17 protein-coding genes are annotated in these 16,008 nt (G+C 65.2%); 1 reads left to right on the top strand and 16 read right to left on the bottom strand.

Translation table 11 applies throughout. From position 1 onward, the window contains the following. Nucleotides 1-2: 2 nt before the first annotated feature. From FCT00_RS17360 to purB, 7 genes are all read right to left on the bottom strand, one after another. Nucleotides 3-875: a DMT family transporter gene (locus FCT00_RS17360; protein ID WP_008329320.1), complete on the bottom strand. Its 873-nt coding sequence runs from the start codon at nucleotides 873-875 to the stop codon at nucleotides 3-5. 44 nt (nucleotides 876-919) lie between these two features. Then, nucleotides 920-1,810, bottom strand: coding sequence for a DMT family transporter (locus tag FCT00_RS17355; protein WP_235889160.1), 891 nt, complete (start codon nucleotides 1,808-1,810; stop codon nucleotides 920-922). A 109-nt stretch (nucleotides 1,811-1,919) separates the two neighbouring features. Continuing rightward, nucleotides 1,920-2,969 carry a flagellar motor switch protein FliG gene (locus FCT00_RS17350; RefSeq protein ID WP_235889158.1) on the bottom strand — a complete coding sequence of 350 codons (1,050 nt, stop codon included), beginning with the start codon at nucleotides 2,967-2,969 and terminating at the stop codon, nucleotides 1,920-1,922. Nucleotides 2,970-3,035: 66 nt separating this feature from the next. Next, nucleotides 3,036-3,569, bottom strand: a complete 534-nt coding sequence (locus tag FCT00_RS17345; protein ID WP_138424026.1) for a tetratricopeptide repeat protein — start codon at nucleotides 3,567-3,569, stop codon at nucleotides 3,036-3,038. A gap of 84 nt (nucleotides 3,570-3,653) precedes the next feature. After that, the gene (locus FCT00_RS21525) at nucleotides 3,654-3,812 is read right to left on the bottom strand and encodes a hypothetical protein (protein WP_171043030.1); all 159 of its coding nucleotides are present in this window, start codon (nucleotides 3,810-3,812) and stop codon (nucleotides 3,654-3,656) included. Between the two features lie 79 nt (nucleotides 3,813-3,891). Then, complete coding sequence (locus tag FCT00_RS17340; RefSeq protein ID WP_138424025.1) at nucleotides 3,892-4,050, bottom strand: adenylosuccinate lyase; 159 nt, start codon at nucleotides 4,048-4,050, stop codon at nucleotides 3,892-3,894. 69 nt (nucleotides 4,051-4,119) lie between these two features. Further along, a complete protein-coding gene (gene purB / locus FCT00_RS17335; protein WP_138424024.1) occupies nucleotides 4,120-5,424 on the bottom strand; it encodes an adenylosuccinate lyase in 1,305 nt (434 codons plus the stop codon). A 71-nt stretch (nucleotides 5,425-5,495) separates the two neighbouring features. Here purB and FCT00_RS17330 point away from each other — a divergent pair, with 71 nt between their 5' ends. Further along, nucleotides 5,496-5,912, top strand: coding sequence for a DUF6314 family protein (locus FCT00_RS17330; protein WP_138424023.1), 417 nt, complete (start codon nucleotides 5,496-5,498; stop codon nucleotides 5,910-5,912). 10 nt (nucleotides 5,913-5,922) lie between these two features. On the opposite strand, the gene FCT00_RS17325 is transcribed toward FCT00_RS17330, so the two are convergent. From FCT00_RS17325 to FCT00_RS17285, 9 genes are all read right to left on the bottom strand, one after another. After that, nucleotides 5,923-6,396 (bottom strand): NYN domain-containing protein, encoded by a 474-nt coding sequence (locus FCT00_RS17325; protein WP_138424022.1) that lies wholly within the window; start codon nucleotides 6,394-6,396, stop codon nucleotides 5,923-5,925. Nucleotides 6,397-6,400: 4 nt separating this feature from the next. Beyond that, nucleotides 6,401-7,903 (bottom strand): replicative DNA helicase, encoded by a 1,503-nt coding sequence (locus tag FCT00_RS17320; protein ID WP_138424021.1) that lies wholly within the window; start codon nucleotides 7,901-7,903, stop codon nucleotides 6,401-6,403. A 223-nt stretch (nucleotides 7,904-8,126) separates the two neighbouring features. Further along, nucleotides 8,127-8,807, bottom strand: a complete 681-nt coding sequence (locus tag FCT00_RS17315) for an orotate phosphoribosyltransferase (RefSeq protein WP_138424020.1) — start codon at nucleotides 8,805-8,807, stop codon at nucleotides 8,127-8,129. A gap of 12 nt (nucleotides 8,808-8,819) precedes the next feature. After that, entirely contained in the window at nucleotides 8,820-9,857 is a 1,038-nt protein-coding gene (gene pyrC, locus FCT00_RS17310; protein ID WP_138424019.1) for a dihydroorotase, read from the bottom strand. 210 nt (nucleotides 9,858-10,067) lie between these two features. Next, nucleotides 10,068-11,117 (bottom strand): glycosyltransferase family 2 protein, encoded by a 1,050-nt coding sequence (locus tag FCT00_RS17305; protein WP_138424018.1) that lies wholly within the window; start codon nucleotides 11,115-11,117, stop codon nucleotides 10,068-10,070. Continuing rightward, the gene (locus tag FCT00_RS17300) at nucleotides 11,117-11,878 is read right to left on the bottom strand and encodes an FkbM family methyltransferase (protein WP_235889155.1); all 762 of its coding nucleotides are present in this window, start codon (nucleotides 11,876-11,878) and stop codon (nucleotides 11,117-11,119) included. Before FCT00_RS17300 ends, FCT00_RS17305 begins: the two co-directional genes overlap by 1 nt. Before the next feature lie 63 nt (nucleotides 11,879-11,941). Then, nucleotides 11,942-14,284: a glycosyltransferase family 2 protein gene (locus tag FCT00_RS17295; protein WP_138424017.1), complete on the bottom strand. Its 2,343-nt coding sequence runs from the start codon at nucleotides 14,282-14,284 to the stop codon at nucleotides 11,942-11,944. After that, a complete protein-coding gene (locus FCT00_RS17290; RefSeq protein WP_138424016.1) occupies nucleotides 14,281-14,946 on the bottom strand; it encodes a sulfotransferase in 666 nt (221 codons plus the stop codon). Before FCT00_RS17290 ends, FCT00_RS17295 begins: the two co-directional genes overlap by 4 nt. After that, a complete protein-coding gene (locus FCT00_RS17285; protein WP_138424015.1) occupies nucleotides 14,943-15,965 on the bottom strand; it encodes a glycosyltransferase family 2 protein in 1,023 nt (340 codons plus the stop codon). The genes FCT00_RS17290 and FCT00_RS17285 overlap by 4 nt, the downstream gene beginning before the upstream one ends. Nucleotides 15,966-16,008 lie beyond the last annotated feature (43 nt).

Below are 16,008 nucleotides of genomic sequence, written 5' to 3'. Positions count from 1 at the left end.
GTTCAGGGCGCCGCCCGTTCCCGATGCCAGATGTAAAGGCCCGAGGCGACGATGATCGCCCCACCGATCCATGTGGCGAGGTCCGGGTATTCGCCGAACACCAGCGCCCCCCAGATCGCCGCGATCAGAAGGCCGACGTAGGAAAACGGCGCGATGGCCGAGGCTTCGGCGAAGCGCACGGCTTGTATCAGGAAAAGCTGTCCCAACGCGCCAAGCGCGCCGATGGCCAGCATCAGCGCGATCTCTTTGGGGCCGGGGACGGTCCAGAAAAACGGCACGATGACGCTGGTCACGATGGCGCCGAGCAGGGCGGCATAGAGCAGCGAGGTGCGCGGGTCTTCGTCATGGCCGACCTTGCGTGTCAGCAGGATGAAGGTGGCATAGCCGGTGGCGGCGATCAGGGGCAGAAAGGCTGCCGGTGAAAACACCTCGGTCCCCGGTCGGATGATGACCAGCGCGCCGACAAGTGCCGCGACCACGCCGAAGGCCCGGCGCGGCCCGAAGCGTTCCCCCAGAAACAGCGCCGCGCCCAGCGTGATGAAGATCGGATTGATGTCCATGATCGCCGTCGCTTCCGCCAGACCGAGGTAGGTGAGCGACAGGAAGAACAGGCTGGTGCCCATCAGAAGCGACATGGAGCGCACGAATTGCAGGCCGGGGTATTTGGTGCGCGCGACCGTCTTCAGCGTGGGCAGGAGCCAGATCGTGACGATGATGGTCTGCCCGGCGTAGCGCGCCCAGATCGTCTGGGTGACATGCACCTCCTGCGACAGGATCTTGGCCAGAAGATCCATCGTCGCCATGCAGAAGATCCCGCTCATATAAAGCAGGATGCCCTTGCCCGGCTGGTTGAGGGGGGAGGCGATCGCGGTCATGGCGTCGCTCTATGCCCGGGGGCGGGGATTGGCAACGGGGCGTCTCAGCGGATCGGGACGACGCCGGACCGCTCGCGGTGCCAGATGTAGATGCCCGAGGCCACGATGATGCCACCCCCGATCCATGTGGCGAGGTCGGGAACGTCGCCGAACGCGACATAGCCCCAGAAGGCGGCGACGAGCAGGGCGATGTAGGAAAACGGCGCGATGGCGCTGGCCTCGGCGTATCGTACCGACTGGATCATCAGGAATTGGCCCAACGCGCCGAGGATGCCGATGGCGCACATAAGGCCGACCTGCCGCAAATCCGGGGTCTGCCAGTAGAACGGCACGACGATGGACGTGATGATCGCCCCGAGAAGGGCCGCGTACAGGAGCGATGTGCGCGGGTCTTCGTCATGGCCCACCTTACGGGTGAGCAGGATGAACCCGGCGTAGCAGGAGGCCGAGATCAGCGGCAGAAGGGTCGCGGGCGAAAAGACGTCCGTGCCCGGCCGGATCACGATGAGCGCGCCGATCAGCGCCGCGCCGACCCCGAAGGCGCGTTTCACCCCGAAGGTCTCGCCCAGAAAGATCGCGCCGCCCACGGTGATGAGCACGGGGTTGATGTTCATGACCGCCGATGCCTCGGCCAGCCCGAGATAGGTGAGCGCGGTGAAAAACACGGCGGTCCCGATCAGAAGCAGCACGGACCGGGCGAATTGCAGGCCGGGATAGCGGGTGCGCACCACCTGACCCAGTTGCGGGAACAGCCAGACGACGACGATCACGGTCTGGCCCGCATAGCGCGCCCAGACCGCCTGTGCGACGTGCAGATCCTGCGTGAGCAGCTTCGCCATCAGCTCCATCGTCGACATGAAGAAGAAGGCGGCCATATAAAGCAGGATGCCCTTGCCGGGTTGGCTGGCGGGCTGCATCGCGGGTGTGACGGTCAAGGGAAGGGTCCGGTCGCAGTTTGGTCCCACCGGGCATAAGGCCGTTGTGGGGGCGCGTCCATCAATCTCGGGCATTGCTTACCGGCGGCATGGCGCGCGGCGTTCCGGGTCAGTCGTCGTCGCCCGCCAGCAGCAGAACCTCGCCGGCCGCCTCCAGTTCCCGGATCGTCGAGACGATGGTGCCCATCGCCTCCTCCGCCTCCTTCGGTTTCACCTTGCCCACATTGGCGATCTCTTCGCGCAACTGATCCGCCATGCGTTTCGACATGGCGCCGAGGATGAATTCCGCCGCGGGCGCCAACGGGCCGCCCATCGCACCGGCGAGCGCGGTGATGAGAACGGCGGGGTCCACGTCGCGCGTGATCTTGGGGACGTCGCGCGCGTCGATCCGGTCGGGAATGTTGGCGAAGGTGAAGATCGCCTTGCGCACTTCTTCCGCGAATGCCTGATCCTCGGCATCCAGCCCTTCGAGCACATCGTCGCGGGTGGCGGCGGGCGAGAAGTTCAGGATCGCGCCGACCCGTTCGACCGGCCCGTCGCTGAACGCCTTGAGCGGCTGGGCGTCGAGTTGTTCGGCGATGGCGCGCCCGATCCGGTCGACCACGGCGGGTTCGACCGATCCGGTCAGCGATATGGCATAGGCCAGCTTGCGCGCGCGCGGGCCGGGCAGGCGCCCGAGCAGGTCGGCGGCGGTCGAGACCTTGAGCTTGGACAGGAGCACCGCGCCCACCTCGACGCTTTCCTCTTCGAGAACGGGGAGAAGGCGGGAAGGGTCCAGCCCGGCGATGGTTTCCCAAGGGTCGCCCGTGAAGTTGAACCCCTTGGCCTTGCGGATGCGCGCGACGGTCGCGGGGCTGATCGTGCCGTCGAGCACGTTCAGCGCCCCTTCGAGCCCACCGGGAAAAGACAGGCCGACGCTTTCGATTTCCTCGACGAATTCGTCGACCACCGACTTCAGCGTCACCCGGTCGATGAAGCGCATCGACGACATCTGCTGCGCCAGTTCGGTCTGCAATTCTTCCGGCAGGTCGGCGAGTTTCAGTTCGATCCCTTCGGCGAGCAGGAGCCGCACGATGACGGCCGCCTTCTGACGCTTGGTCAGGCGGCGCAGCGGCATGGGGTCCATGCCGAAATCCGAAAGGGCCATCTCCGTCGACACGTCTCACCTCTTCCCCGGTTCCCCGGAAACCATAGGGTCAAGGTGTTAACGGTTGGTTCCGCCGGATCAGTAGTTGGTGGTCACACCCGTGCGGATCGCCGTCTCCAGCGCCCGTGCGGGCCAGGAGCCTTCGCCGCCCCGCGCGCGGATTTCGACGAGCTGTGCATAGGCCTCGTCCACGCGACCTTCCACGACATAGCCCTGACCCATGTAGGACCGGGCGAGCAGGTTGTCGGGGTTGGCTTCGATGGCGGCGCGATAGAACGCCTCGCCCCCTTCGAGATCGCCCATGTTCCGGGCGACGAAACCGCGATAGGTCAGAACCCGGTCGTCAGACTGGTCGGACATGGCGGCGAGCACGTGCAGCGTGTCGGCGTAGCGCCCGGCATAGGCCAGCTCGCGCACGGCCTCGTAAAGCGCATCATCGGTGAGCGAGCTTTCCTTGGGGGCGACGCACTGGCCGAGGTTCGCATCCCACACCATGCCTTCGGAACATTGGGTGGTGGTTTCGGTCGTGGTCGGCGTGCTGTCGTTGTCCGACCCGGCGGCGAAGGCCGCGGCGGGCAGGGCAAGGGCGGCCGCGAGGAATGTGGTACGCATGTCTAACTCCGAAAAAATAATCCCGTGACACGAGCCTAACATGCGCCGCGCGCAAGCCCGGTCACGATGGTGTCACAGGTCCGACTAGCTGGAAACGATGACGCAGGCCTTGGTTTCCGCGTCGTAGATCGTGCCTTCCTTGCAATTGGCATGAGCCTCTTCGCAGGACCGGCTTTCCTGCGCGATGGCGGCAAGGGGAAGAAAGGCGAGGATGGCGGACGCGAGCAGGGTCTTGGCTTTCATGGCTGGACTCCGGGGTGGGGTGGACGCGAGGAAACACCGCGCAGCCATGCGGGCGACGCGGTGCGCAAACAGTGTTCGATCAGCCGGAAACGACTTCGACGCAGGCGCCCTTTTCGGCGTCCCAGGAATAGCCTTCCATGCAGGACGAGGCGGTTTCCTCGTGGCCCGCGCACATGGCGAAGCCCGTGACGGGCAAGAGGGCAAGGCAGGCGGCGGCGAAAAAGGCTTTGGCGTTCATGAATGATCTCCTGTTCGACTGACAGGAGGGTATCACGGTTTTTCGCCGCCCGACTTCACGCGCCCGCGATCATGCGCCGAAGACGCGGGCGAAGATCGTGTCGACGTGCTTGGTGTGGTAATCCATGTCGAATTTGGCGCGGATGCCGTCCTCGCCAAGTGCCGCCACGACCTCGTCATCGGCCAGCAGAAGCTCTTGGAAATCGAGGCGTTCTTCCCAGACCTTGAGCGCGTTGCGCTGAACCATGGAATAGGCGTCCTCGCGGCTGACACCGGCTTGGGTCAGCGCCAGAAGCACGCGCTGCGACATCACCAGACCCGGGAATTTGTTCATGTTTTCAAGCATGTTCTCGGGATAGATAATCATCTTGTCGACCACGCCCGCCAAACGGTTCAGCGCGAAGTCGAGCGTTACGGTGGCGTCCGGGCCGATGCCGCGTTCGACGGAGGAGTGGGAGATGTCGCGCTCATGCCAGAGCGCCACGTTCTCCATCGCCGGGATCACGGTCATCCGCACGAGCCGGGCGAGGCCCGTGAGGTTCTCGGTCAGGACCGGGTTTTTCTTGTGCGGCATGGCCGACGAGCCCTTCTGGCCCATCGAGAAGAACTCGGCCCCCTCCAGCACCTCGGTGCGCTGCATGTGGCGAATCTCGATCGCGACATTCTCGATGGAACTGGCGATGACGCCCAGCGTGGCGAAGAACATGGCGTGACGGTCGCGCGGGATCACCTGCGTCGAGATCGGTTCGGGGCTGAGGCCCAGCTTTTCGCAAACGTGTTCTTCCACCGCCGGGTCGATGTTGGCGAAGGTGCCGACCGCGCCGGAAATCGCGCCGGTGGCGACCTCGGCGCGCGCCGCTTTCAGACGGGCGAGGTTGCGGTCGAACTCGGCGTAGAAGCGCGCGAAGGTCAGGCCCATCGTGGTCGGCTCGGCATGGATGCCATGGCTGCGACCGACGCGGACGGTCATCTTGTGCTCCATCGCGCGCTTTTTCAGCGCGGCGAGCACCTTTTCCACATCCTCGATCAGGATGTCGGCGGCGCGCACGAGCTGGACGTTGAGGCAGGTATCGAGCACGTCCGAAGACGTCATCCCCTGATGGACGAAGCGCGCCTCGTCCGACCCGACATGCTCGGCCAGATGGGTGAGGAACGCGATCACGTCATGCTTCGTCACCGCTTCGATCTCGTCGATCCGGGCCACGTCGAAATCCACGTCCTTGGCCTTCCAGACCGCATCTGCGTTTTCACGCGGGATCACGCCAAGGTCGGCTTGCGCGTCGCAGGCGTGGGCCTCGATCTCGTACCAGATTTTGAACTTGGTGGCCGGCTCCCAGATGTCGGTCATTTCTTTGCGGGCATAACGCGGGATCATGGGGCGGCCTTTCGGTTTGTGGGCGGGTCGCGCGCGTCATAGACTGACGTTCCGGAAGGGGCAAGGTGAGCATGGCTACGCTTTTCGACTTCGAGGGCCGCTGGCGCGTGGCGCGCCGGATCGACGACCGGATGGCGGGCAGGGCGGGCCGGTTCGAGGGCGTCGTGACCTTCGCGCCGGACGGCGAAGGGCTGACCTGCCGCGAAGTGGGCGAACTGACCTTCAAGGGCGGCACGCCGTTCGCCGCGACCCGCACCTATCTGTGGCGGCAGGGCGACCGGGGGATCGAAGTCTACTTCGAGGACGGGCGCTTCTTTCACCGGATCGGACCCGATCAGGCCCCGGTCGCGCAGCATTGGTGCGACCCGGACGATTACCGCGTGGCCTATGACTTCACCCTCTGGCCCGACTGGCGCGCGACGTGGGAGGTCACCGGCCCGCGGAAGGATTATTCCATGGTCAGCGACTACTTCCGGATAGCGCCCTGAGGCAGAGGCTTCAGGTCTTGAGATGCAGCCGGTTGCCCCGGTAACCGCCCCGGATGAGCCGGCCCTTTTCGGTGACGAGGGGATAGCGGTCGCCCCAATCGCGGAACCGGTCGTTCGTCACGATCCGGGCGTTCATATCGGCGGCCGCGCGCAGCAAATGACCGTCGGCCTGCGTGCCTTTCGGAACCACCATCACACGTTTCTCAGGCAAATTCAGATGCTTGGCGAAGGCGCGATCAAGCGTGTAGTGCCCGAACAGCAGATAGCCTGCGTTGGCATCGAACATCACGCCGGGGCGAAACCCGTCCGCTTCGAGCCGCTTGACGACCTGCCGAACGGTGCGGATGTCCGGCGTCTCGCCGCGCCAATACATGACGTTCGATCCGTCGACCAAGACGGCCGGGCGACGCGAACGGCGCACCCGCAGCACGAGTGCGCCGATGAGAAGTCCGAGGACGAAGACCCCAATGGCGAGGGGCGACATGGGCTTAGTAGCCGTCCGGCCCGCCGCCGCCCTGTTGCCACGGCTGCACGAGGTTGCCGAAGCGGGTGAAGCGGCCCTCGAAGCTCAGCTCGACCGTGCCGATCGGGCCGTGGCGCTGCTTGCCGATGATGACCTCGGCCTTGCCGTGCAGACGCTCCATCCGTTCCTGCCAGGCGGCCATTTCGTCGAGCCGGTCGTCAGAGGGTTTTTCGCGTTCGGCATAATATTCCTCGCGGAACACGAACATGACGACGTCGGCGTCCTGCTCGATCGAGCCGGATTCGCGAAGGTCTGAAAGCTGCGGACGCTTGTCGTCGCGGCTTTCGACCTGACGCGACAGCTGAGACAGCGCGATGACCGGGATATTGAGTTCTTTGGCGATGGCCTTGAGGCCCATCGAGATTTCCGCGATCTCGTTCACCCGGTTCTCGGCGGTGCCGCGCACAAGCTGGAGGTAGTCGACCATCAGCACGTCGAGCCCGTGCTCGCGTTTCAGGCGCCGGGCACGGGCGGCCAATTGTGCGATGGGGAGGGCGGGCGTGTCGTCGATGTAGAGAGGGCAGCTTTCGAGTGCCTTGGCGGCATCGACGAAGCGCCGGAACTCGGCCTCGGTCATGTCCCCCCGCCGGATCTGTTCGGACGGCACTTCGGAGGCCTCGGACAGAATACGCGCGGCAAGTTGTTCGGCGCTCATTTCGAGGGAGTAGAAGCCCACGACGCCGCCGGACACCGCGCCTTCGGACCCGTCCGGTTTCTTGCCCTTCTTATAGGCCTTGGCGATGTTGAACGCGATGTTGGTGGCGAGCGAGGTTTTCCCCATCGACGGACGGCCGGCGAGGATCAGAAGGTCCGAGGGGTGCAGCCCGCCCAGCTTCTTGTCCATGTCGGTGAGGCCCGTCGAGATACCCGCAAGGCCCCCGTCGCGCTGGTAGGCGGCGTTGGCGACCTGCACCGCATCGGTGACGGCGGACAGGAAGCTGACGAACCCGGATGAGGTCTTGCCGGTCTCGGCCAGTTTATAAAGCGACTGTTCGGCGGCGACGATCTGCTCGCCCGGCTCGTTGTCCTTCTCGAACCGCACCGCCCGCGCGGCGATGTCAGCGCCGAGGCGGATCAGCTCGCGGCGTTGGTGCATTTCGTAGATCAGCTGCGCATAGTCGCGCGCGGCGAAGGACGAGATCGCGGCACCGGCGAGGCGCGCGAGATAGGCGGGGCCGCCCAGTTCTTTGAGCCCCTCGTCATCCTCCATGAACGCCTTGATCGTCACCGGCGAGGCGAGCGCGTTCTTCGAGATGCGCTGTTCTGCGATGTCGTAGATGCGCCGATGCACGGGTTCGTAGAAGTGCTCGGGCCGCACGATCTGCGCCACGCGGTCATAGACCTCGTTGTTCGTCAGAATCGCGCCGAGAAGCTGCTGTTCGGCCTCGATATTGTGCGGGACGCTGTCCGTCGCATCGTCTTTTCCGTCCGCCGGCTCGCCCGGCCGGAACGGTGACACCTGATTCATGATTTCCCCCAAAAGCGTTCAGTGGGAATAGCTTAAGAGCGGTTCTTGAGGCTAGGCCTTAAGAAGTCTGCGGATAACCCTGTGCATATCCGCGACCACCGGCCAAATCGCCCGACCGCATACCGCCCAGTGTAGCACGCCGCACCGCGATAGCTATATCTTGTTTCACGGTAAGCGGACGAACACGGAGTCGTCCACAAGCCCGACGAAACGATCCACAGTTCTATCCCCGCTTATTTTTCTCCTGCCAGTCGCGCGGCGCGTTCAGGAAGGCTTCGACCTCGGTCAGCGTCTCGGGTGCGAAGCTGCCGGAGGATTTGGCCTCGGCCAGAACGTCCCACCAGGTGCACAGGTGGTGCAGTTGCACACCGTGATCGCCCAGCGTCTTTTCCGTGTCGGGGAAGATGCCGTAGTAGAAAATGACCGCCGTGTGGCCGCAGGTGGCCCCGGTTGCGCGGATCGCGTCGACGAAGGACAGCTTCGAGCCGCCGTCGGTGGTGAGGTCTTCGACCAGCAGCACCCGCTCGCCCTCGCTCATCGCGCCTTCGATCCGGGCGTTCCTGCCGTAGCCTTTTGGCTTTTTGCGCACATAGGTCATCGGCAGGGCGAGGCGTTCGGCCACCAGCGCGGCGAAGGGGATGCCCGCGGTCTCACCGCCCGCGATGTTGTCGAACGCCTCGAAGCCTGCATCGCGCATCACCGTGACGGCGAGAAAATCCATCAGCGTCGAGCGGATGCGCGGGTAGGAGATCAGCTTGCGGCAGTCGATATAGGTCGGGCTGGGCAGCCCGGAGGCGAGGATGAACGGATCCTCGGGGCGGAAGTTCACCGCGCCGATTTCCAGCAGCATCCGGGCGGTCAGGCGGGCGATTTCGGCCTTGTCGGGAAACGAGGTGGGGATCATCGGATGCTCCTGTTATGCCACGGACCAATGCAGCGGCCGGCCCGGATCGAACACCGTCACGGTGTCGGGGCCAGCGGTGATTTTGGTCGGAAGATCAAGGGGATCGCCCTTGGTGAGGGTCAGCGTATCGTCCGATACCGGCAGGCCGTAGAAGGCGGGGCCGTTGAGCGAGACGAAGGCTTCGAAACGATTGAGCGCGCCGTGAGCTTCGAATACTTCGGCAATGCAGGACAGCGCGATCGGCGCGGTGAAGGCGCCCGCCGCGCAGCACTCGGCCTCTTTCCTGTGGGTCGGATGCGGCGCGCTGTCAGTGCCGAGGAAGGTGCGGGAGCAGCCGGAAGTGGCGAGTTTCACCAGCGCCACGCGGTGGTCGCGGCGTTTGAGGATCGGCAGGCAATAGTAATGGGGGCGCATCCCGCCCACCAGCATGTCGTTGCGGTCGAGCATGAGGTGCTGGACGGTGATCGTTGCGGCGAGGCTGTCGTCCCCCGCCTGTACATATTGCGCGGCCTGCGCGGTCGTGATGTGCTCCATCACCACCTTGAGACCGGGGGTGGCGCGGCGGATCGGGTCGAGCACGCGGTCGATGAACACCGCTTCGCGGTCGAAGATGTCGATCTCGGCATCGGTGACTTCGCCGTGGACGCAAAGCGGCAGGCCGATCTCGGCCATCACGTCCAGCACGCCGCGCACCTTGTCGAAATCACGCACGCCCGAGGCGGAATTGGTGGTCGCGCCAGCGGGATAAAGCTTGACCGCCGTGACGAGGCCTGAGGCGGCGGCGCGGCGCACGTCCTCGGCATCGGTGTCTTCGGTCATGTAAAGCGTCATCAGAGGCTCGAAGGTCATGCCTGCGGGTAGGGCGGCCATGATCCGCTCGCGGTAGGCGGCGGCATCGTTGCCGGTCACGACGGGGGGCACGAGGTTGGGCATCACGATGGCGCGGCCGAAATGGCGGGCGGTTTCGGGCAGGACGGCTGCGAGCATCGCGCCGTCGCGCAGGTGCAGGTGCCAGTCGTCGGGGCGGCGGATCGTCAGGCTCTGGGTCATGCGGGGGGATTAGCCTGTCGGCGCTGGCTTCGCCAGAGGTTTTGCGCCCTGCTGCGCAGGTCGCGGCGGGCGCGGCTTCGCCGCGCTTTGGGGTGCGGACCTCGGGGCGTGGTGCGGGGCGGCGAGGGCGGAAAGGGGGCTGTCTGCCCCCTTGGACGTGTTTGCGGGCAAACACGTCCCACCCCCGAAGGTTTTTTGAAACAGAGAAGATCAGGCGGTGTTGGTGGTCCGTTGGGCGTCGCGCTGGCCGTAGGTGATGAGGAAACGCGCGGCCTCCATCGAAAGCGGGCGGGCTGGCGGGGTCATCATCAGGCGGCCCATGAGGGCGCGGTTCGGTTCTTCGAGCATGAGGGCGTCGAACCGTTGGCGTCGCCAGAGCACCGCCTCGGCGTGCAACTCGGCCAGTCGCGCGTCGCCCATGAGGCGGTCGAGCCACGCATCGCGCAGGGCGTCGGACTGGCGGATCGAGGTGTCGTCTTCGGAGACCCAGTTGCGCTCGGTCCAGTAGTCGAGGCCGAGCGCGTCGCCCTCATGGACCGCGCGGCCCCGGTCGCGTTTGAGGATGTAGCTCTCCATCGCGCCCAAGGGGTAGTGGTTCAATTGGACGAGGCCGTAGTTCGGGCGGCCATAGGGCGAGAAAATCGGGCCCTTGCGAAAGCGCGGGCCCAGGTCGCGGCCCTCGCCGTCGAACCAGCGCGCCGTGTCCGCCTTGGGGCCGGGGGCGCGGGGGCGGTGGACGCCGAGTTTGGCGTAAGCGCCGTCGTTACGGTAGAGCGTCTTGAACATGCTCGCCCGCCACGGCCAGTACATGATTTCGGGGGCGGCGCGGGTGAATTGGGCGGTGATCGGCAGGTCTTCGAACCGCACGACGCCACCATTGCCGAAGAGCCGCCAGGTGAGCGTGATCGCGTCGGCGTCCGGGAGGGCGGCGAGGAGGGCGGCGAGGGTGTGATCGCCGGTGTGGATGTTGACGAATTCATCCACGTCCAGCGCGCAGAGCCAGTCGGCGCCGGTGACGGCGGGGTGCTTGTCGGCGAGTTTCAGCGCGGCGAACTGGATGCCGCCTTCGTGCGGACCGTCGTTGCGCACATGGTGGACGGGGGCGACCTCGGCCAGCCGGTCGAGCATCGTGTCGGTGCCGTCTTCGCAGTCGTTGGACAGCACCACGAGGTCGGTGAACCCGATGCCCAGATGATGCGCGACCCATTCGATCAGGAACGCGGCTTCGTTTCGGACCGTCAGGACGGCGGTGAAGCGCATCAGAAATCTTTCTTGAAGACCAGAACCTTGGCGACCGAGGCTTTCGGGAAATAGGTCAGCCCGTTGCGGTGCATCGCGTCGAACACGGCGCGCACGCCCGTTTCCCCGATCCACTGCGGATGCACCTCGATGATGGCGAGACGGATGCCGGAGAGCGTCGCCTTGTCGAACAGGTCCGCTTCGGCACCTTCGATGTCGCAGACCAGAACGGTGGGCTTCAGATCCTTCCATACCGTGTTGATGTTCAGCACCTCGATGTCGTGCTCGGCCACCACCGGCACGTCGAGTTTCGCCGGGTTTTCCTCAAGCGACGAGGTCAGAAGGTTCTCGCGCTGGTAGAACGTGGCCTTGCCCTTTTTCGGGCCGACAACGGCGTTCATGACGGTCGCGTTCGTGATCCCGTTCAGCGCGTGGACGTCGCGCATATAGGCGACGGCATCCGGGTTCGGCTCGAACACGTGGACGTGGCTTGCCTTGCAGTTACGGGCCATGACCGAGGACATGAAGCCGATGCCGCCGCCCAGTTCCAGCACCACGTCGTCGGCGGTGACCTGACTGCGGGCGGCATCCGCTTCGGTCCGCTCGTAGTTGTTGCGCCTCAGCGCACGGCGCAGGCGGGGGGCGAGGATTTCGGGGCGGTCGGGAAACCTCAGGCCCCGGCAGCGGATCATGTCCTCGCCGCCGTCCTCCGCCTCCGGCATCGGTGTCGGTGTCTTGGGTTTGACCTTCATCTGAAAGGCCCGGTCCTGTGCAAGCGCCATGTGACTGCTCCTGATCTGACTGCGGTCTCTCCCGCTTTCGTCGGGGGGTGCTCTTGCGGCACCTCAGCTTTCCATATCCAAAGCGAGGGCGAAGGCCACACGCTCCATCTCGGTGAGTTTGGTTTCGAGAGCCTGCGCGTAAAGCTCCTGAAACTCCGGCGTCTCGTGCAATTCGTCGGCCTTGGCGCGGTGCCAGGCATATCCTTCGTCATGTATGCGCCTGAGCGTGGGGTCGGCCAGAAGCCGCTCCATCTCGGCCCGGACACGCGGCACGTTGCGCTTGATCGTGACATCCCGGTTGCCGCCCCAGTCCATCCGAACCCAGTAGTTGATGCCGATGGAGCGGTCGACGTGCAGCGCGCGCCCGCGCTGGCGTTTGATGAGGAAGCTTTCGGCGGATCTGAGCGCGTAGTGATTGAGCTGCAAAAGGTCGTAGCCGATGGTCTTGAGGTCCGAGCGCCAGCCGTTGTCCTTGTACTTGTCGGTCATCACCTGACCGGAGCCGTTCACCCACTGCACCCGGTCGCGCAGCGTTTCGTCCAGCTTGTTGGGGCGGTGGCAGGAAAACTTCTCATAAGCCCCGATGTTCTTGGTCATCGTCTTGAACCCCCAGGCCGTGTGGGGCTTGGGGCAGTATTTCGGGGCGGCGTCGTCGAACTGTTCGATCACCAGATCGCGGTTCAGTTCCGTCACGCCGTTGTGGCCGAACAGCCGCCAGGTCATCGCGACGTTGGTGGCGTCGGGGACGCGTTCGAAGAAATCCTCCAGCCGCCCGTTGCCGCAGCGGATGTTGATGAACTCGTCCACGTCGATGTGGATCACCCAGTCGGCGTTCTTGATGACCGGTTCCTTGAGCGATTTGTTCAGCGCGTATTGCTGGGGGGAGTTGCCCTTCCATCCGGTATTGTCGCGGTGCTGGAGCACGCCCATCTCCTGCAACCGGTCGAGAAGCGCGTCGGTCCCGTCGGTGCAGTCGTTGGTGTAGATCAGGAAGTTGTCGACGCCGATCATACGGTGATAGGCGACCCATTCGAGGATATAGGGCGCTTCGTTTTTCATGCAGCCCACGATGACGTTGCCGGAGCGGCCTTCGGGCAGGGTGCGGGGGGCGACCTCGGTAAACGCCGCCGCGATTTCTTCTTCGTTCACGCGGCCGAGCCGGTTGTGCGGGGCGAAGCGGCCCGTGCGCAGATGGTGGAAATTCTCCTTGGCGCGGGGCGACATGAGTTTCTCGGCGGTGGCCGACAACTTGTCGGGCTGCGACATCTCGGTGCCGTTGATGTGGGCCTTCTGCGCGTCCTGCTGGCGGCGGCGCAACTCGGCCGTCACCATGTCGATCCGGGGCAGCGCAGCGGCGGCGTATTGGGTCGCGCGGAAGCCATGCGTGACCTCGGCCTCGCTCCAGGGTTCGCCGGGCATCTCCGGGCGAAGGGCCGCTTCGATTTCGGGCCGGGCGTCTGCCAGCGCGGCATTGGCCGGCGCGAAATGTTCGGACAGCGCGGCGAGCGCGCCGGCGCCGATGGGTGATCCGTCGATCGACACCTCTTCCATGAACCGGGATTGAAGCTGGCGCGGGATGATCCGCCCCTTGGCCATCAGCTTTTCAAAGACGAGGTTCAAAGCGCGCCCTCTGGCGATGGTTTCGGCCGAGGGCCGTGGCGGCACGGGGGCCGGGTCCGCCTTGCCCAGCGGCAGGTCGACGCCGATCATGGCCGCGAGTTCTTCGGTCACGCGGTCCGAGGCGAAGAGGTCTTCGTCATAGGGGCGCAGCCGCATCCGGCCGGGGCCGAAAACGCCCTCCCAATGCGACGTGAGCGCGGGCAGGTCGAGCCAGTGGGGCGCCGCCTGCACCTCGGGAAAGCCGTTCTGCATCGGGTCGATCTTGCCCCAATCGGCCAGCGCGGCCTTGCGCCAGTCGGGCGTGCCGATCAGGCCCAGTTCCTGACCCAGATCCGCGCGCCGCCCGTCCAGCACCGCAGCCTCGTAATGGCGCACGAGCATCCGGGCCTGTTCGTCCACATGGGCGACCACCTCGATCTCGTCCGACAGCGGGGCGAGCAGGGCGCGCAGACGGCGCAATTCGCCTGCATTGGGCAGGGTCGACAGTTGCAGCGCGGACAGGACCAGCACATCCGGCGCCGCCCGCTTCACCTCGGCGGCGAGGTCTTCGGCCACACGATTGCGCAGCGCCTCCTGCGTTCTGGACGAGGCAAAGCCACGGGCAAAGCGCAGCGGGTCGATATGGCCGGGGTCGCTGACGGCCATGTAGAGCTTGGTGTGGTTGAGCCGCCCGAGACCGGAATAGTGCACCCCCGCCTTGGCCAGCGCGCCGCGCTTGTCGTCGAGCACCGACTGAAGCCGGTCCGCGCCGCAGACCGGCAGGCCGATATGAAGGACGATCCTCATGACACGCCGTCCTCGGATTCGAGGTCGCTGTCTTCATCGTCCTCGTCGCGCGGCCTGTGGTTTTCGTTCTCGTTCGCCTTGCCCCACCACGGCAGATCGACGCCGGTGAACCGGGCGATCTTGTCGGCGGCCTCGGGGTCTTCGATGTCGAACTCCAGAAAATCGTCGGCCCCGTCGAAGACATGGCGGCAGAACTTGATGTGGCTTTCGATCCAGCGTTCGATCTCGCCGGGATTCTGGCCGTGGAACTGCGGCAGCCCCGGCACATGGTTCGCGGGCAACCGCGTCTTGCCGAGGTTCGACCAGCGCCGGATGCTGTCGGCATGTTTCTCGGGGTCGCGGGCCGAGAGCAGGAACCTCGCGCCGGGATGATGCGCGCGGATGCCGGAGATGATCGCCCAGTCGGTCTGGGGCCAGAAGTTCCGGCCCCGGCGGACCACGGAAATCTCGGTATAGGCGTCGAAATCTGGCATGGCGGACAGGGGATCGCCGGTCTCGAAATAGCCCAGATACATGAGCCGACCGACGAACCCCATCTTGTCGCCCTTTTCGTCCCGCGCCATCCAGTCCGCGACGCGTAGCCCAGCCTCGGCAAAGGCGGTGGCGAGCGTCGTGGTGCCCGATTTGGGCAGCCCGAGGTTGATGATCTTGGGCACACTCACGCGATCAGCTCCATCAACGCGATTTCCGCCGGGCTTTCCTGCGGGGCCGCCAGAAGACGCGCGCGCAGGTCCTGATAGCCGGGCTGCGCGATCAGCTTGTCGCGCTTGGCCCGGTGCGCGGCGCAGGCGGCGGCGTGCAGATCGGCGATCTCGGGGTCCGACATCAGCGCGGCCATCTCGGCCTTGAGGCGCGGCAGATAGCGCAGGATCGAGCGTTCCTCCCACGCCGCATCGTTGCGTTCGCGCCAGTAGCTGTCGTCGAATTCCCGGTTTTCCCGGTTCACGTCGCCCCGGTCGTTCTTGACGAGGTAACTGTCCAGCGAGCGAAGCGCGTAGTGATTAAGCGTCGCGAACGCCCGCGCCCCCTTGGCCGGGAACTTGCGTTTGCGGTTCTTGTTGGCCGCCGTGCGGAACTTCCACGGCACGTCGCGACCCGATCCATCGGTCCAGCCCGGGCGCGTCGCTTTCTTGATCCCGCCCTTCATAAAGGGACGGTGCGCGCCGAAGTATTGCACCGGAAAATCGTGGCGCGTCAGGGTCTTGACCTCTTGCGCCAGCTCGTCGCACCAGATGTCGGGGTTGTGGGTATAGGTGAACTGTTCGATCACCGGGCGATCCTCATAGGTCTCGATCCCGCCGTTCGCCATGAATTGAAACGTCACAGAAATCGCATGGGGGTCGCCGCAGGCCTCGATCAATTCCGGGATGGTCCCATCGCCCACATGGATGTTCAGAAACTCGTCCACATCCGCGATCCAGATCCAATCGGCCCCGGTCACGACGGGCTGGCGTGCGGCGTGTTTCAGGGCTTCCATCTGGTAATTGCGCCCTTGGGCGGGGTTCGGAAGGTGCGCCACGATCCCGCGCGCGGCCAGCGCATCCAGCATCGCATCGGTGCCGTCGTCGCAATCGTTCGAGTAGAACAGGTGATCCGTCACCCCGATCACGCGGTTGAAGGCGATCCATTCGATCAGGAACGGACCTTCGTTCTTCACGCAGGTGACGGCGGTGATCCGCATCACCGCGCCTCCGACCGGATTTCGGGAAGCTGTGCCATCTGTC

This window comes from Maritimibacter alexandrii (assembly GCF_005871115.1).
In the GTDB taxonomy this organism is placed as follows: domain Bacteria; phylum Pseudomonadota; class Alphaproteobacteria; order Rhodobacterales; family Rhodobacteraceae; genus Maritimibacter; species Maritimibacter alkaliphilus.
Note: the sequence above shows the minus strand (reverse complement) of the source record. Positions and strands in the feature narration are given on the sequence as shown.

Bases quoted from the DNA above. Each gene is read 5' to 3' on its own strand.
- FCT00_RS17360 (WP_008329320.1), bottom strand. From the start codon at position 875: ATGACCGCGATCGCCTCCCCCCTCAACCAGCCGGGCAAGGGCATCCTG.
- FCT00_RS17345 (WP_138424026.1), bottom strand. From the start codon at position 3,569: ATGCGTACCACATTCCTCGCGGCCGCCCTTGCCCTGCCCGCCGCGGCC.
- purB (WP_138424024.1), bottom strand. From the start codon at position 5,424: ATGATCCCGCGTTATGCCCGCAAAGAAATGACCGACATCTGGGAGCCG.
- FCT00_RS17315 (WP_138424020.1), bottom strand. From the start codon at position 8,807: ATGATCCCCACCTCGTTTCCCGACAAGGCCGAAATCGCCCGCCTGACC.
- FCT00_RS17300 (WP_235889155.1), bottom strand. From the start codon at position 11,878: ATGGCGCTTGCACAGGACCGGGCCTTTCAGATGAAGGTCAAACCCAAG.
- FCT00_RS21525 (WP_171043030.1), bottom strand. From the start codon at position 3,812: ATGAAAGCCAAGACCCTGCTCGCGTCCGCCATCCTCGCCTTTCTTCCC.
- FCT00_RS17340 (WP_138424025.1), bottom strand. From the start codon at position 4,050: ATGAACGCCAAAGCCTTTTTCGCCGCCGCCTGCCTTGCCCTCTTGCCC.
- FCT00_RS17285 (WP_138424015.1), bottom strand. From the start codon at position 15,965: ATGCGGATCACCGCCGTCACCTGCGTGAAGAACGAAGGTCCGTTCCTG.
- FCT00_RS17305 (WP_138424018.1), bottom strand. From the start codon at position 11,117: ATGCGCTTCACCGCCGTCCTGACGGTCCGAAACGAAGCCGCGTTCCTG.
- pyrC (WP_138424019.1), bottom strand. From the start codon at position 9,857: ATGACCCAGAGCCTGACGATCCGCCGCCCCGACGACTGGCACCTGCAC.
- FCT00_RS17295 (WP_138424017.1), bottom strand. From the start codon at position 14,284: ATGAGGATCGTCCTTCATATCGGCCTGCCGGTCTGCGGCGCGGACCGG.
- FCT00_RS17320 (WP_138424021.1), bottom strand. From the start codon at position 7,903: ATGAATCAGGTGTCACCGTTCCGGCCGGGCGAGCCGGCGGACGGAAAA.
- FCT00_RS17330 (WP_138424023.1), top strand. From the start codon at position 5,496: ATGGCTACGCTTTTCGACTTCGAGGGCCGCTGGCGCGTGGCGCGCCGG.
- FCT00_RS17325 (WP_138424022.1), bottom strand. From the start codon at position 6,396: ATGTCGCCCCTCGCCATTGGGGTCTTCGTCCTCGGACTTCTCATCGGC.